Annotated in this window: 11 protein-coding genes; 3 read left to right on the top strand and 8 right to left on the bottom strand. The window is 43.7% G+C overall.

The features are described 5' to 3' along the window. Nucleotides 1-69: 69 nt before the first annotated feature. Both IEE84_RS08445 and IEE84_RS08440 read right to left on the bottom strand, forming a co-directional pair. On the bottom strand, nt 70-1446 hold the full coding sequence (locus tag IEE84_RS08445; RefSeq protein ID WP_191113856.1) for an NAD(P)/FAD-dependent oxidoreductase: 1377 nt from the start codon (nt 1444-1446) through the stop codon (nt 70-72). A gap of 1 nt (nt 1447) precedes the next feature. Beyond that, nucleotides 1448-2791, bottom strand: a complete 1344-nt coding sequence (locus IEE84_RS08440; protein WP_191113855.1) for a glutamine synthetase family protein — start codon at nt 2789-2791, stop codon at nt 1448-1450. 465 nt (nt 2792-3256) lie between these two features. Here IEE84_RS08440 and IEE84_RS08435 point away from each other — a divergent pair, with 465 nt between their 5' ends. Both IEE84_RS08435 and IEE84_RS08430 read left to right on the top strand, forming a co-directional pair. Further along, complete coding sequence (locus IEE84_RS08435; protein WP_191113854.1) at nt 3257-3997, top strand: gamma-glutamyl-gamma-aminobutyrate hydrolase family protein; 741 nt, start codon at nt 3257-3259, stop codon at nt 3995-3997. Further along, nucleotides 3972-4706: a cupin domain-containing protein gene (locus IEE84_RS08430; RefSeq protein ID WP_191113853.1), complete on the top strand. Its 735-nt coding sequence runs from the start codon at nt 3972-3974 to the stop codon at nt 4704-4706. The genes IEE84_RS08435 and IEE84_RS08430 overlap by 26 nt, the downstream gene beginning before the upstream one ends. Before the next feature lie 122 nt (nt 4707-4828). Here IEE84_RS08430 and IEE84_RS08425 read toward each other — a convergent pair whose 3' ends face one another. The 3 genes from IEE84_RS08425 to IEE84_RS08415 form a co-directional block, all read right to left on the bottom strand. Continuing rightward, on the bottom strand, nt 4829-6160 hold the full coding sequence (locus IEE84_RS08425; protein ID WP_191113852.1) for a glycosyltransferase family 4 protein: 1332 nt from the start codon (nt 6158-6160) through the stop codon (nt 4829-4831). A 150-nt stretch (nt 6161-6310) separates the two neighbouring features. Next, entirely contained in the window at nt 6311-7183 is an 873-nt protein-coding gene (locus tag IEE84_RS08420; protein WP_191113851.1) for a TIGR03915 family putative DNA repair protein, read from the bottom strand. Between the two features lie 75 nt (nt 7184-7258). Further along, nucleotides 7259-8527, bottom strand: coding sequence for a putative DNA modification/repair radical SAM protein (locus IEE84_RS08415; RefSeq protein ID WP_191113850.1), 1269 nt, complete (start codon nt 8525-8527; stop codon nt 7259-7261). 245 nt (nt 8528-8772) lie between these two features. On the opposite strand from IEE84_RS08415, the gene IEE84_RS08410 reads away from it, so the two are divergent. After that, nucleotides 8773-9324 carry a hypothetical protein gene (locus IEE84_RS08410; RefSeq protein ID WP_191113849.1) on the top strand — a complete coding sequence of 184 codons (552 nt, stop codon included), beginning with the start codon at nt 8773-8775 and terminating at the stop codon, nt 9322-9324. 185 nt (nt 9325-9509) lie between these two features. On the opposite strand, the gene IEE84_RS08405 is transcribed toward IEE84_RS08410, so the two are convergent. From IEE84_RS08405 to carB, 3 genes are all read right to left on the bottom strand, one after another. Continuing rightward, nucleotides 9510-10403 carry a hypothetical protein gene (locus IEE84_RS08405; RefSeq protein ID WP_224737715.1) on the bottom strand — a complete coding sequence of 298 codons (894 nt, stop codon included), beginning with the start codon at nt 10401-10403 and terminating at the stop codon, nt 9510-9512. A 471-nt stretch (nt 10404-10874) separates the two neighbouring features. Next, the gene (gene greA, locus IEE84_RS08400; protein ID WP_057760725.1) at nt 10875-11351 is read right to left on the bottom strand and encodes a transcription elongation factor GreA; all 477 of its coding nucleotides are present in this window, start codon (nt 11349-11351) and stop codon (nt 10875-10877) included. A gap of 330 nt (nt 11352-11681) precedes the next feature. Continuing rightward, on the bottom strand, nt 11682-14945 hold the full coding sequence (gene carB, locus IEE84_RS08395; protein WP_102091162.1) for a carbamoyl-phosphate synthase large subunit: 3264 nt from the start codon (nt 14943-14945) through the stop codon (nt 11682-11684). Nucleotides 14946-14981: the final 36 nt, after the last annotated feature.

The raw sequence follows: 14981 nt of genomic DNA, 5'->3' as shown, positions 1-14981 counted from the left end.
GGCAACAGTAGTTTTTATGATAAAAACGTCGTCTATATCGACCGCTTTTATGCACGGTTGGTCATGTATTTACATGCCGGTGGTGTCTTTTAGTGCATACCACCATGAGCCCATGACAGAGTAAGGGACTCGTAGAGCCCTGCCACCTGGGAACGGAATCCAAGGAATCTGTGCAAAGGTGTCAAATTCTTTGGTTTTGCCATTGATGGCATCAGCCAAGATTTGCCCGAACAGATGAGAGCCTGTTACACCGTGTCCACTATAGCCGTGGGCGAAATATACGCGCTCATGTAGTTTGCCCATTTGCGGTACACGAGAGAAAGACAGGGCGAAGTTACCACTCCACGCGTAATCGATTTTTACATCTCGCAGTTCTGGGAAAATCTTATTCATATTGGGTCTGATTTTGGCGGTGATATCAGCAGGATCTTGACCGCCGTAAACTGTACCGCCGCCAAACAACATGCGTTTGTCTGCTGAGAGACGATAGTAGTCAAGAATGTAGCGCACATCTTCGACACAGACATCAGTAGGGAGCAGTTGATCGGCCAAATCACCCAATGGCTCGGTCGCGATAATCTGCGTCGATACAGGCATCACACGATCAGTCAGCTTAGGAATGACTTTATTGAGATAAGCGTTACCGCATAGAACGGCTTGCTTACAAGTCACCGTGCCAAACTCAGTAATGACTTTGATAGAGTCGTCAGCGTACTCAATATCTACGACTAAGGTGTTTTCATAAATCGTGCCGCCATTTTTTTCGATAGCTGCCGCTTCACCCAATGCAAGATTTAATGGATGGAAATGTCCACCCGAATGGTCGATGACGCCGCCCACATAAGCATCTGACTTGATATGCTCTTGAATGCCATTTTTGTCTAGAATCTCTCGGTCGTGCATACCGTGGCTTTCCCACAGTGCATGCGTCTCTTGCAGGTCTTTTAGCTGTCCGTTATTCAATGCTGCAAAGATGTTTTTTTCTTTCAAATCGCAGCTGATATCGTAGTCACTGACAAAACGACGAATAATTTTGCCACCGCGAGTCACTAATTGACCGACGAAGTCTGCGCTTTGCTGACCATAAGATTTTTTGATTTTCTGCAGGCTAGCATTTAGACCATTGACGATTTGACCACCGTTACGACCTGATGCACCCCAACCAATCTGTGCGCCTTCAAGCACCACGACTTCATGATCTGTTTCTATAAGGTGCAGGGCAGTCGATAGGCCGCTATAACCACCACCGACCACGCAGATTTCTACTTGTATATCGCTTTTAAGCGTTGGTCTGTCAGGCTTAGGGTTACGACTGGCTGCATAATAGCTGTCAGGGTATTGACCTTTATCCGAGTAATGCGGGATATTGCGCATATTGTTAGAAGGTGGGTTTTGGTTCGCTGTCGTATTGCTACTTTGATTACTATTTGGGGTGCTATTTGACATATCAAACATCCTGTAAATAGGTGAGGTATTCAAGGTTGGTCACTTGCTGAGCAAAACGTTTGGCCTCTTGCTTTTTGACCGCAATCAATAGCTCAATCATCTCGCTTGGAAATAGTGAGTCAACCAGATCGCTGCTCTCAAATTGACGAATGGCTGAGAGCCAGTCCAACGGTAAGGTTTTTAGTTCTGCTGCATCATAAGTAATACTATTAATCGGCTCAGGTGCTTCAAGCTTGTTTTCGATACCATACAGCATACCCGCCAATACTGCGCTACAAACTAGATAAGGGTTGGCATCTGCGCCAGATACACGGTGCTCGATACGGCGTGCTTTTGTGTCACCGCCGGGGATACGTACAGCTGCGGTGCGGTTCTCATAACCCCATGACACGTTGTTTGGGGCCAATGTACCGGGGGTAAAGCGGCGGTAAGAGTTGACATGCGGTGCAAACAATAAGGTGCAATCTGACATGGTCTTTAGTAGGCCAGCCACTGCATGACGCAACATATCTGAGCCTTCATCTGATCCATCATCGAATACGTTGTTACCATCTTTGTCTAATAAGCTGCAATGCACATGAAAGCCATTGCCAGACTGTAGGCCAAAAGGTTTTGCCATAAAGGTGGCGGTAAGCTTACGACGAGCTGCCACAGCTTTGACCACTTGTTTAAACAAAATCGCGTCGTCAGCAGCTTTTAATGGATCATCGACGTGTAATAAATTGATCTCAAACTGACCACAACCATTTTCCGCTAGTGCCGCATCAACAGGGATATCGAGCTTTTCACACTGCTCGTAGACTTCGTCTAAAAATTCATCGAATTGCAATAGGTCATTGATACTTAAGATGGATGTCTTATTTAGTCTTAGGCCACTCTTGGGGCGGATAGGAGGCTTGGGTGTCTCTCCCTCGGTATAGTCAACTAAATAAAACTCTAGCTCGGTTGCCATCACTGGCGTCAGTCCCAGTGCTTTGAACTTTTTGCTGATGTAGTCCAAAACGTGGCGGGCATCACCGTAGTAAGGCTCATTGTCTTCGGTATATAGCCAAATAGGTAGTAGCGATGAAGGGGCACTGGTATTGAGAAGCGGATAAGCAGCACGACCAGTTGGACGGGCAATGGCATCGATATCACCATTGCACTGCGAAGACTCGATGACATCAGCGCCCCATATATCGACACCTAAGATTGACAGAGGTAATCGGATTGCACCGTTTTCTGCTTTTTCCATTTGATCAAAAGGGATGCGCTTACCACGAAGTAAGCCATTGATATCTCCTGCGGCAACATAGACGTACTCTGTGCTGTTTGCAGATTTGACCATTCCATTGGTTGTCATCATGTCTGTTCTTCCTATGAATTTGTAGAATTGCTGGGTTTGTTACTGCTACTACGTTTTGACTATGGTGTCTAAACTCTATGCTAGTGGCATTTATAACGAACACTTAATAAATAAGCATTTGATGAATGACTGGTTGAATCTGGATTGTTTTTATTAAAGCTAAATTTTTATCAATGATATGAGTGACTTATAGATTGTGCTCTTAGGCGTTTTTATTCAGGCTAAAAGTTAAACTATGTTGGTTATCATTGCTGCTGACTTTTAATATATGGATGAAAACTATAATTGTCAATTTTTATTTAAAATTATCTTAAAATAACTCAAATGCGGGTTTTTAATACAAATACCGATATTAATGAAGTTTATAGTTTACATTTTATGAGGCGTTGTGTTAAATTTTAGCTAAATAAGGGATTAGACAACATAGACAGCCTAGGTCTAGTTGTTATAACGAGGGAAAATGATATGAAAAATTCCAGACCTATTATTGCTATTGTGTCTTGTCATAAGATGGTTGACGGACAGTCAGCACAGGCGGTATATCAAAAATACATCGATGCAGTAAACTTTTATGGTGGCAATCCTATACTGCTGCCAAACACAGCTGCTGACAGCGAAAACTTCGATGCGCTGCTCGAAATAGCAGATGGCATTTTATTGACTGGTAGTTATAGCAATGTAGCCCCAACTCGTTATGGCGCGACACATACTGAAGCCAAACAAGACCTAGGCCGTGATGAGCTGAGCTTCAAGTTATTGGCTTATGCAGACGAAAAAAACATTCCGCTATTTGCAGTTTGCCGAGGCTTGCAAGAGATGAATGTTCATTTTGGTGGCACGCTATATCCTGACTGGCGTGATATCGATGGGTTTTATGAGCAGCATTTAGAAGACAATACCCAGCCGCTTGAGGTGCAGTATCAGCCCATACATGATGTCATCATTCAACCTCAAGGAAGGCTGGCAGCATTTGGTGAAAAGTGGCACGTCAACTCATTGCACAAACAAGCCATCAATAAAGTAGGCGAGCGTTTATTTGTAGAAGCGTTAGCGCCTGATGGTCTGGTAGAGGCTATCAGCTTGTTACAACATCCATTTATGATTGGTGTACAATGGCATCCTGAGTTAAATTATGCGCAAGATAGCTTGTCCAAATTTCTATTCACGGAATTTATTCACCATGCCAGAGAACCACAAACCGAGTAGCACAACTAAAAGTAAGGCAGAAACTGCTGTCACTGATAGTGATAACATTGAGAACGATGTTGATAGTGTCGATGACAAAGATGTAGCTGATGTTGATATTGAAATAGATGATATCGATGATAATGAACTGAATGATTCTGAAGCAGATGAATCGTTGAAGGAAGATATTGGCAAAAAGATTAACCAGCTGCGTCTAGCAAAAGGTTACTCGCAACGTAAATTGGCAAAACTGTCAGGGTTGACAAACACGTCTATCAGCTCAATTGAGCGCAATAAGGTCAGTCCAGCGGTCAATACGTTAAAGGCAATTTTGACAGTATTGGGTTCTGATCTGACCACGTTTTTTAGTGACGAGTGGAAAGAGCCAAAGGCTAGAGTAATCGTCACGCCAAAAGATCTATTAGAGCTCAATGAACCCAATAGCAAAGTGTCACTAAAGCAGGTATATAACTGCAGCAGGACAAGAAACTTGGGGTTCTTGATCGAGACCTATCAGCCAAATAGCTCAACAGAAGAAAAAATCGCTCATGAAGGGGAGGAGATTGGTACGGTCATCGAGGGTAAGATTATTATCCGTATCGAAGACAGCACCTATTTGTTAAATCAAGGTGATAGCTATGTGATTGATACCATTCAACCGCATACTTTTATTAATCCTACCGATAGCATCACCCGTATCGTAAGTGCCCATACACCGACGACTTATTAAACCTAAGCTAAATTTCGTTAGATTTGATATTGCCCAGTAACGATTGAACAAAAAAGGCTACTTCCATTTTAGAAGTAGCCTTTTTTTGGTTATAAAATTACCTATCGAATGAAATGCTTAGCTTATAGCTGTTGATTGTCTTCTGCTGTTTCTACCGTATGGACATTATCTGCTGTCTTCGATTTTTCTTTGGTTAGCTTTATTTTTGGATTTTTAGCAACAGGTTCGATATTTTTTACAGCGACATTTAGGGCAGGTTTAGATGCTTTTTTTAGACTGCGTTTGATGCGTCGAACTGCGATAGCATCTGCTTCGGCTTGTTCTTCGGCAAGCGCTGCATCATGTAAGCTTTGATAGACTTCAAGCGTCTTTTCAATCATCTCACGCATGGTAAATTTGTTGGTCATTTCAGGACGTGTGACACTTTCTAGCTGGTTTCTAACGGCTTTACAAAGCGCATTGGCATTGTATTTTTTAACCAATCCTTGCGGGTAGAGCGGTTGTAAAATCTCGCTAAAGGCGGCTTGATCCCAGCCAATGACTGGCGTACCTAGGTGTATGGCTTGTAGGGCATTGATACCGATTGACTCGGGCTCATTGGCAAGTGCCATCACAATATTGGCCGCCGATAGCCATTCCCGCATGTCATTACGCTTGCTACCCACATAGGTAATGCGCTCCGCCAGTCCCAAGCTGTTTGTGCGTTGGCGAAAATCTTCATGAGCGACATCGCCGTCTTTATAGTCTTCATCCATAATAATGACGTGAATATTTGGGAACTGCTCTTGCAGGTTACCCAAGATATCTATCAGCCATTCTTGCCCATACTCGTTACCGATGACGGTTGGGAATACGAGCCATTTTTTGTGCTCAAGCTCAGGGTACTCGGCAAAGGTATGACGTAACCAATAAACCGAAGGGTTATGACGATAAGGGTAGCGCCGAGTATCGATACCACGATAGATACGTGTGATGACTTTAGGATCTACGTCTTCGATGCGCAGTCCTTTTTTTAAGTATTGCGTGACACTATCAGATACGGTGATTATCGTATCAACATTGAGTAGAGCCTGAGAGTACTTATTAATAGGATAAAACCCATACATGGTCGAGACCAGTTTGGGAAAACGCCTGACGCGTGCGCGGCGCAATGCCAAATGCAATATCCATGCAGGGGTACGCGAATGTACATGAATGACATCGGGTTCGTACTTTTCTATCAAATGCCGCAGTGCAGAGACTTGCAATAGCGATAGCCAAGACTTTTTATTCACATGTAGCTGATGGTAAATATTGCCATCGCGCTTGAGACGTCTAACCAAGTCATTATCTTCATCGGCACTCGAGACAATGATAGAGGTATGCTCATTTTTGACCAATGCCCGCCCAAGATGAAAAATGCCGCGCTCGGATTCATCATGCTTTAGAGACGACAGTAAGCGCATAACTTTCATAATAGCGTTGGTCACCGGTTAGTAATATCAATTTGCTATTGTCAGTTAAAAGCGATTAAAACTCAACCATCAAGATAAAAAGATAAGGTCAGATAGGCGGCTTTTAGACTATATAAGCGTAAGACGTGGATTAATAAACACCAAAAGCCGTTAGCGTCGTTTTTGTAAGTGCTCAGCATTGGGCAGTACTTGTTTTTCACTCAAGTATTTCCAGTAGCGCTGAGGGAGATATTGTTTATGCAGCTTAGGGTTTTTGCGCTCTTCGATATTGACGTTAGTAAAGTAACCTTGCCAAAATTTTTGATAGCGCTGCTCATCAGGACTATGAATGCTAGCAGGATTGCGTAATACCGTATCATCGAGATCGGTGATGGTTTGCAGCTTTGCTGGACGTGATGGCGTGCTATTACTTTTATCATAATAGATGCCGTAGCCCCGAGTTAGATCATAGATTGCCCAGTGTTGATCTTGATAGCGCTGACGAAAGTGCTCTCCGATTAGTGGCAGTACATTAAAATCAGGCTCTACACGTGCAAAGTAAATATCATCAGTTGTATGCTCAAAACGTACAAACGCTTCCATACGATGTTTCTCACGGCCAACCGATTTTACCGTCTGCACTAGTTCGAGAACATCTAAATTACCTAGGTCTTGCATGATTTGACGATTGGGATAGTCGATGGCGTATTTGACCACGCGGAACAATGTCGTACCGATATCGTCTTTCTCTGATAAAAAACCCCACAAAATATTTCGCATGCCTGAGCGTCCCAATAGGGTATTTAATTTGACCAACACGCGCTCGGCTTTGTCCTCATCAGTTGCCACGCTAGTCGCCTGAGCGATGAGTGATGGCACATAGCAATCTTGAGCTGTTAGCTTTAGCGCCACATCGTTTTGTAGACGATTGGCATAGACATAAAACACCGCACTCAGCCAACCTTCAAAGCTAGGCTCATACAGTACAATGCTAGGCGTCGATTGACCGACAGCGTAAGAGTAATTTTGCATAAGTGCTGACATGTTTTATCCTACATTTCTATCATGAATACAGTAGCGAGATAGCAGGTTTTTTAACACATGCTATCTAGAGCCATTCTAAAATAAAGCCAACTGCCCGCTACGCTGATCGTTAAACTTGGTCTGCGTTTGAGCCAATACATACTGACGAAAATTGTCGCGCGTTAAATGAGCAAGGTGTTCGTTTTTGCCAGTGGTCGCGATGAAGTATTTAGCACGATTGACTGCAGCGCCCATCTTTTTTAGATGGTATAGCGTCAATTGATTGAACTTACGTGCTTTAACGATTTTTTTAGCAGTCTTTGTACCGATACCTGGGATACGCACTATCATTTCATAAGTCGCTGTCTGGATATTGACTGGGAAATGCTCGCGATGGCGTATTGCCCAAGCCAGTTTTGGATCGCAGTCTAAATCTAAAAATGGCGACTCTGGCTCCACAATCTCATGCGCACCAAAACCATAAAAGCGCATTAACCAATCTGCCTGATAGAGACGATTCTCCCGCACCATTGGCACAGGCGTTCCAATCGCAGGCAAGCGATTGTCAGAGAGCATAGGTACATAACCTGAGTAATAGACCCGTTTGAGGTCGTACGTTTTGTAGAAGTGACTCGATAGTTGAATTACCTGTAGGTCAGTCTCGTTACTCGCACCAACGATCATTTGACTGGTCTGACCTGCTGGCGTGAACTTAGGCGCTTTCTTGTGAGTTTTACGGCTTTCACGAATGGTGATGATTTCTTCTTTTACCGTCTCCATTGGTGCTTTTAATTGATCATGTGATTTCTCTGGCGCAAGCAAAGCCAACCCTGATTTGGTCGGAATCTCGATATTGACGCTCAAACGATCAGCATATAATCCTGCTTCTAGCAGCAGTTCTTTTGACGCACCTGGGATGGTCTTTAGATGGATGTAACCATTAAAGCGTTCACGCGTACGCAAGAGCTTAGCGACTTCGACCAGTCGCTCCATTGTATAGTCGCCACTTTTAAAAATGCCCGAGCTGAGAAATAGCCCTTCGATATAGTTACGGCGATAAAACTGCATGGTTAAGTCGACAACTTCTTCCACACTGAACGCAGCGCGCGGCGTGTCATTACTCTTGCGTGAGGTGCAATAAGCACAGTCGTAAATGCAGTGATTGGTCAAAAGAATCTTTAATAAGCTGACGCAGCGACCATCTTCGGTATAGCTGTGACAGATACCCGTTGCTGAGGCATCGCCTAGACCACCGCCTTGGTTTTTACGCGTACCAGCGGAGGATGAGCAGGAAACATCATACTTGGCAGCATCAGCCAAAATATTGAGTTTTCCCTGTAATCTTTCATAATTGATGTTTGCCATAAGTCGCGTTTTACCAATTAATTGATGAAAGACTATTTTACCAAAATTATCGCTAAGTCATTGTATTTATAGGAGAATTATAAAAACAACACGACAAATAGTGTCGTATGATCTGTGTCTAATATAGTAAACAGTAGTTTGAGGTTTATTTAAAGGCTAAACTTTGTGGCTTAATATATCTATCTTTTAAGTGCGAATATATATTTTTCCAAACATTCCAAGAAAGGCTCTTTTAGAGGGATTTTATGCTCAAAAAATTTAAAGAAAAATCAGCATCTCAAAAGTTCGATACGTTTCTAAATGTCTCGTTTATATCTTTTTTCATTGCACTCAATTTTTTGGAATGGCAGGGTAGAGATTTTCCGCAGGAGTCGGAGCTACAATATAGTGAAGGCATTATCACTGATACGGGATTTAGTATAGCCTTGCAATCTATCAAAAATCCTAAACAAATAACGCTTTACGGCTGTAGCTATAATGTATTTGGCTTTATTAATACTGGGTCATGTATGGGTCCTACATACCTTGAACCTAGGCTTGGCAAGTACGCAAGAGTTGGTTGGTACTATCAGCCCAATTTTTTAGGCGTATCGAATAATTTACCGCAATTAGTCAGCTTAGACATTAGAGGATCAGAGGAGGATCTGCAAATAACTTACGAAGATACCAAAAACCTAATGTTCGATCAAAACATGATAGGAGTGCTCACTACGTCAATCTTTGGTTTTGGTTTTATCTTTTTTATGACAAAACTTAATAATCTAATTAATCGGCCTATTCTGTATAAAGAAAAATGATCTTCTCTAAAAGCTCAGCTATTTATGACACTGCATCAAGCATTTATATCCTAAGCTTAAAGCGGTGCTTTACCACACCCAAAACCAAGCCACCGACACAAAAAAGGTCTTATGGACTAAATACTTAGTCCATAAGACCTTTTATCAAATTCAATAGTTTTTAAGTCTCAAACTCAGAATTATTTTTATTGAACCTTGGCACGTATGACGACAGTCTTGGCCGCATTGGCATCAAAGTTCACCAAGTTCCATTTCAGACCGGAGTAGTTTTCTTGGACAACCACCGTATTGCCAACTTGCTGAATAGTTTGATAGCTGTCACCGCCAGTGGTAGCAAGCGTCGGCAGAGGACTATTCAACGAGACTAACTGGACGCCATTTGGTAATGAGATCATGGCGTTGATGTCATTGACTGGCTGTGCCGTGGTGTTGGTATATGTGGTGTGATACTCGATCACATCGCCTGGGGCAATATGATTGGCAGGAACGGCAACTTCACGTCCATCAGCATTTTTTAGAATTTTCATAACTTTGGTATTGGCGTTGACCACGCCAGGTGTACTAAAGGTAGGGGTCAGTTGCAACGTATCCAAAGTTGTTGTCGTTGTCGTTACTTGATTGGTCACTGGCTGCTGCATCATCACTGGCGGGGTGACGTTGGTTGCGACAGGTAGTACTTGCGTCACGCTGCTGGCAGGCGTGGTAATCACATCTACTTTAGTGACTTTATTGGTAATAGAGTTAGTCACTGGTACGCTAGTAACGGTCGTCGTACCTTGGACAACAGGAGACTGACGCACGACGTAGCGTGGCACAGTGGTCACCTGAGTTACCGCGTACGGCATGCCATCCTGCATGGTGATACCGTTTGGCGTCGCAGTAATAGTAGCAGTTTTGCCATCAGAGTATTGCTCGACCACTGTGGTGCTACCGCTCGCAGATGAGCTAATAGCAATCTCAGGGGCAGCATTGGCCGATGATGCGGCCAACATGATACCTGCTAGCATTGCAGGTATAACTGCATTTTTTGCCATGGTTGTTTTAGCAGTTGATGCTTGAAAACCATCGTTCATAATCATAAAAGACTCCTCAAAAATAATAGTAAGTAATACAACAATAGATAATGCCTAGATAAACAAAACCCCCGCTAAATGACACCAAAAAATATGCCAAATAACGAGGGTAGTAGTGCTGATATTAGCCTATGTATGCGATCAGACCATCATTATTTTTAGTAAGAGCGCAGCAGTGTTGACTTATATCAAAGTTATTCAATCTTAACTATTTCTTATTGAATAAACTTAATATTGAAGCTGTTGTGCACTCAAACTCAAATAATTATGCGCCAAAACAAATCACGGATAAAAGCAGCATTGTGTAACCGAAATGGTATAAATGCTATTTATGTGTAGTACAGTTTTCATCTATGGAGTCGCATAACTAAGTAGCTAGGCGCAATTATTGTCATCGAAGCTGCTATCTAAAAGACATTTCTCAAACTGTCTTCAATTGAGAACATCAAATTTATAGATTAGAACGCAGTGTAGCTATTAGTCGTATATAACTTTCATGACTTCATATTCGACTACACCTTTTGGCGTTTCAATGCGCACTTCGTCGCCTTCGAATTTACCAATCAAACCACGAGCGATTGGAGAGTTGACTGAGATTTTGCCAGCTTTAAAGTCAGCCTCATCATCGCCAACGATTTTGTACTGTTTCTCTTCTTCGGTGTCCATGTTTTCAATCACGACGCTGACACCAAACACGATACGGCCTTCTTTTGGCAGTGTCGAAGGATCGATGACTTGAGCGCCACCAAGTTTGGCTTCGATATCACGGATACGTGCTTCACAAAAACCTTGCTGCTCGCGGGCAGCATGGTATTCAGCATTTTCTTTCAAATCGCCGTGTTCGCGTGCTTCAGCAATCGATGCTGTGATACGTGGACGGTCGACACTTTTTAGCTGTTTTAATTCGGCTTCTAGAGCCGCGTGTCCTTGCGGAGTCATTGGGTAACGTTGCATGTTTTTTCCTTAAACCAATAACACCACACCACCTCATAATGAGATGGTGTCAGTGTTGTTGCAATGGATATAAAATATAAAAGAGTGATAATTAAGACGATGTAATGAATAAGTTGGCTATCATTTATGAGTGTATCTCACCTCAATTCAAGCATAGGCGCACTTAAGCTTACGTAATAAAAAGCATAGTCGCAATTTAGCCACTATGCTTTTTAGGTCTATCACGGTAAAGGTATCGTTCCTCAAGCATGGTTGGCTATATTTAAAGCAAACAACGATACTTGAGTGAGCTTTTAGGCAAGCCTAACGGTTATGCTTAATCTACTGAAATTATTCAGCCACGTCAATAGACTTTGCTTGCTCATGTAAATCTTGTAACTTATAGACATCAAACGGTAAGTCAATCGCGTAAGATTTGCAGACGGCATCAGCGGCACCTAACGTGGTGACGTAGAATACTTTACCCTGTAGCGCACTACGGCGAATAGAGAACGAATCCTCTTGAGCTTGCTTACCTTCAGTTGTATTGATGATAAGGTCGATTTTGCCGTTTTTCAAGGCATCAACGATATGCGGGCGACCTTCAGTGACCTTGTTGATTTGCTGACTTTCGATACCAGCGTCGCTCAGTACTTTTTGCGTACCAGTGGTCGAGACAATCTTAAAGCCAAAGTCGGCAAGCTGACGAGCAATCGGAGCGATTTGCGCTTTGTCACTGTCACGAACTGAGATAAAGACCGTTTTGGTCTCGCCTTCAGTTGGCAAGCCTGGCAGACGCTCATTACTACCGATAATGGCCTTGTAGAATGCTTCGCCAAAGGTTTTGCCTACGCCCATAACTTCGCCCGTTGATTTCATCTCAGGACTCAAGATTGGGTCAACACCTGGGAACTTAGCGAATGGGAATACCGCTTCTTTGACCGCATAGAATGCTGGGACAATCTCAGTGGTAAAGCCTTGATCTTTAAGTGAAGTACCAGCCATACAGCGCGCTGCAACCTGTGCTAAAGAAGTACCGATACACTTAGAGACAAAAGGTACTGTACGTGCAGCACGTGGGTTCACTTCTAGGATATATACGGTTTCGCCTTTTACTGCGAACTGTACGTTCATTAGACCGATAACGCCTAGCTCTTTTGCCATAGCGACCGTTTGTGCGCGCATCACATCACATAGCTCTTTAGACAGTGAATATGGTGGTAGTGAGCATGCTGAGTCGCCTGAGTGAACGCCAGCCTGTTCGATATGCTGCATGATACCGCCGATGACGACATCAGTACCATCACAGACACAGTCTACGTCAACTTCGATAGCATCATCTAAGAAGCGATCTAGTAGGACAGGCGCTTCGTTCGATGCTTGTACCGCAGTACGTAGATAGTGTCTTAGCTCGTCTTCGTTGTAGACGATTTCCATCGCGCGACCACCTAATACATAAGATGGACGTACAACCAATGGATAGCCTACATCTTTTGCTTTAACCAAGCCGTCTTCTAAGCTGGTTGCTAGTGCGTTTGATGGCTGTACTAGGTTTAGCTGCTGAATCATGTGCTGGAAGCGCTCACGGTCTTCGGCACGGTCGATTGCATCTGGGCTAGTACCTATGATTTTAACGCCTGCTGACTCTAGTGCACGAGCAAGTTTCAATGGTGTTTGACCACCGAACTGTACAATCACGCCATCAGGGTTTTCAATACGAACAATCTCTAGCACGTCTTCTAATGTGATTGGCTCAAAGTATAGACGGTCAGAAGTGTCATAATCGGTTGAAACCGTTTCAGGGTTACAGTTGACCATGATGGTCTCGTAACCATCTTCACGCATGGCAAGCGCTGCATGTACACAGCAGTAATCAAACTCAATACCTTGGCCGATACGGTTAGGACCGCCACCGATAACCATGATTTTCTTTTTGTCTGTCGGGTTGGCTTCACATTCGCTATCGTACGTCGAGTACATATAAGCCGTGCTAGTAGCAAACTCTGCTGCACAGGTATCGACACGCTTATAGACTGGATAGACGTTTAGATCCCAACGCTTTTTGCGTAGCTGCTTTTGTGAGATACCAAGCAATTTAGCCAAACGCAAATCTGATAAACCTTTACGTTTAAAGCTACGTAGATTTTTCTCGTTCAATCCGCCAAAACCAAGTGATTTTACGGTAGCTTCTGTTTTAACGATGTCTTCGATCTGTACCAAGAACCATGGGTCAATCTTGGTAAAGTTAAACACTTCATCGACACTCATACCGACGCGGAATGCATCAGCAACGTAGTAGATACGCTCAGGTGTTGGAATGGTTAGGCGGTTGATGATTTCGCTACGTGCTTTTTCGGCGCTTACTTTTGATAAGTCAATTTGCTCATCAAAACCATCCGCACCTGTTTCCATGCCGCGCAATGCTTTTTGCATAGACTCTTGGAAGTTACGACCAATCGCCATCACTTCACCGACTGACTTCATCTGAGTCGATAAGATATTGTCCGCTTGTGGGAATTTTTCGAAGTTAAAACGAGGTATCTTGGTCACGACATAATCAAGCGCAGGCTCAAAGCTGGCTGGCGTTTTGCCACCAGTGATATCGTTTTGCAATTCGTCTAGCGTGTAACCAATGGCCAGTTTCGCTGCGATTTTGGCAATCGGGAAGCCAGTGGCTTTTGAGGCGAGGGCAGACGAGCGTGATACGCGTGGGTTCATCTCAATGACGACCATGCGACCGGTATCAGGGTTAATACCGAACTGTACGTTTGAACCGCCTGTTTCAACACCAATCTCACGTAGTACTGCTAATGACGCATTACGCATGATTTGGTATTCTTTGTCGGTCAAGGTCTGTGCTGGTGCGACGGTGATTGAGTCGCCTGTATGCACACCCATTGGATCAAAGTTTTCGATGGCACAGATGATGATGCAGTTGTCGTTTTTGTCACGAACCACTTCCATCTCGTACTCTTTCCAACCGATCAATGACTCATCGATAAGCAGTTGATGGTTTGGAGACAAGTCAAAACCGCGCTCACAGATTTCAATGAACTCATCGCGGTTATAAGCGATACCGCCGCCTGAACCACCCATCGTGAATGATGGACGAATGATACATGGATAGCCCATTTTTTCTTGAGTCGCAAAGGCCTCTTCCATGGTTTCAGCCGTTTCAGCGCGAGGGCACTCAAGGCCAATACGCTTCATGGCTTTATCAAACAAGTTGCGGTCTTCTGCCATCTCGATTGAGTCTTTGGTCGCGCCAATCAATTCACAGTTATACTTGGTCAATACGCCGTGCTTGTCTAGCTCTAGCGCACAGTTTAGTGCTGTCTGTCCGCCCATCGTTGGCAAGATTGCATCTGGACGTTCTTTGGCAATGATTTGCTCAACGGTTTGCCAAGTAATCGGCTCGATATAGGTTGCGTCAGCCATGACAGGGTCAGTCATGATGGTCGCAGGGTTTGAGTTGACCAAGATGACGCGGTAGCCTTCTTCTTTTAGTGCTTTACACGCCTGTGCGCCTGAATAGTCAAACTCACATGCTTGGCCGATGACGATAGGGCCTGCGCCAATGATAAGAATGCTTTTTATGTCGGTACGTTTTGGCATAGTTAGAGCTACCTTCGTTTGGGTGATAATTTGAGT

The sequence above is a fragment of the Psychrobacter sp. 28M-43 genome, assembly GCF_014770435.1.
Lineage (GTDB): Bacteria > Pseudomonadota > Gammaproteobacteria > Pseudomonadales > Moraxellaceae > Psychrobacter.
The sequence above is the reverse complement of the archived record's forward strand: the minus strand, read 5'-3'. Positions and strand labels throughout refer to the sequence as shown.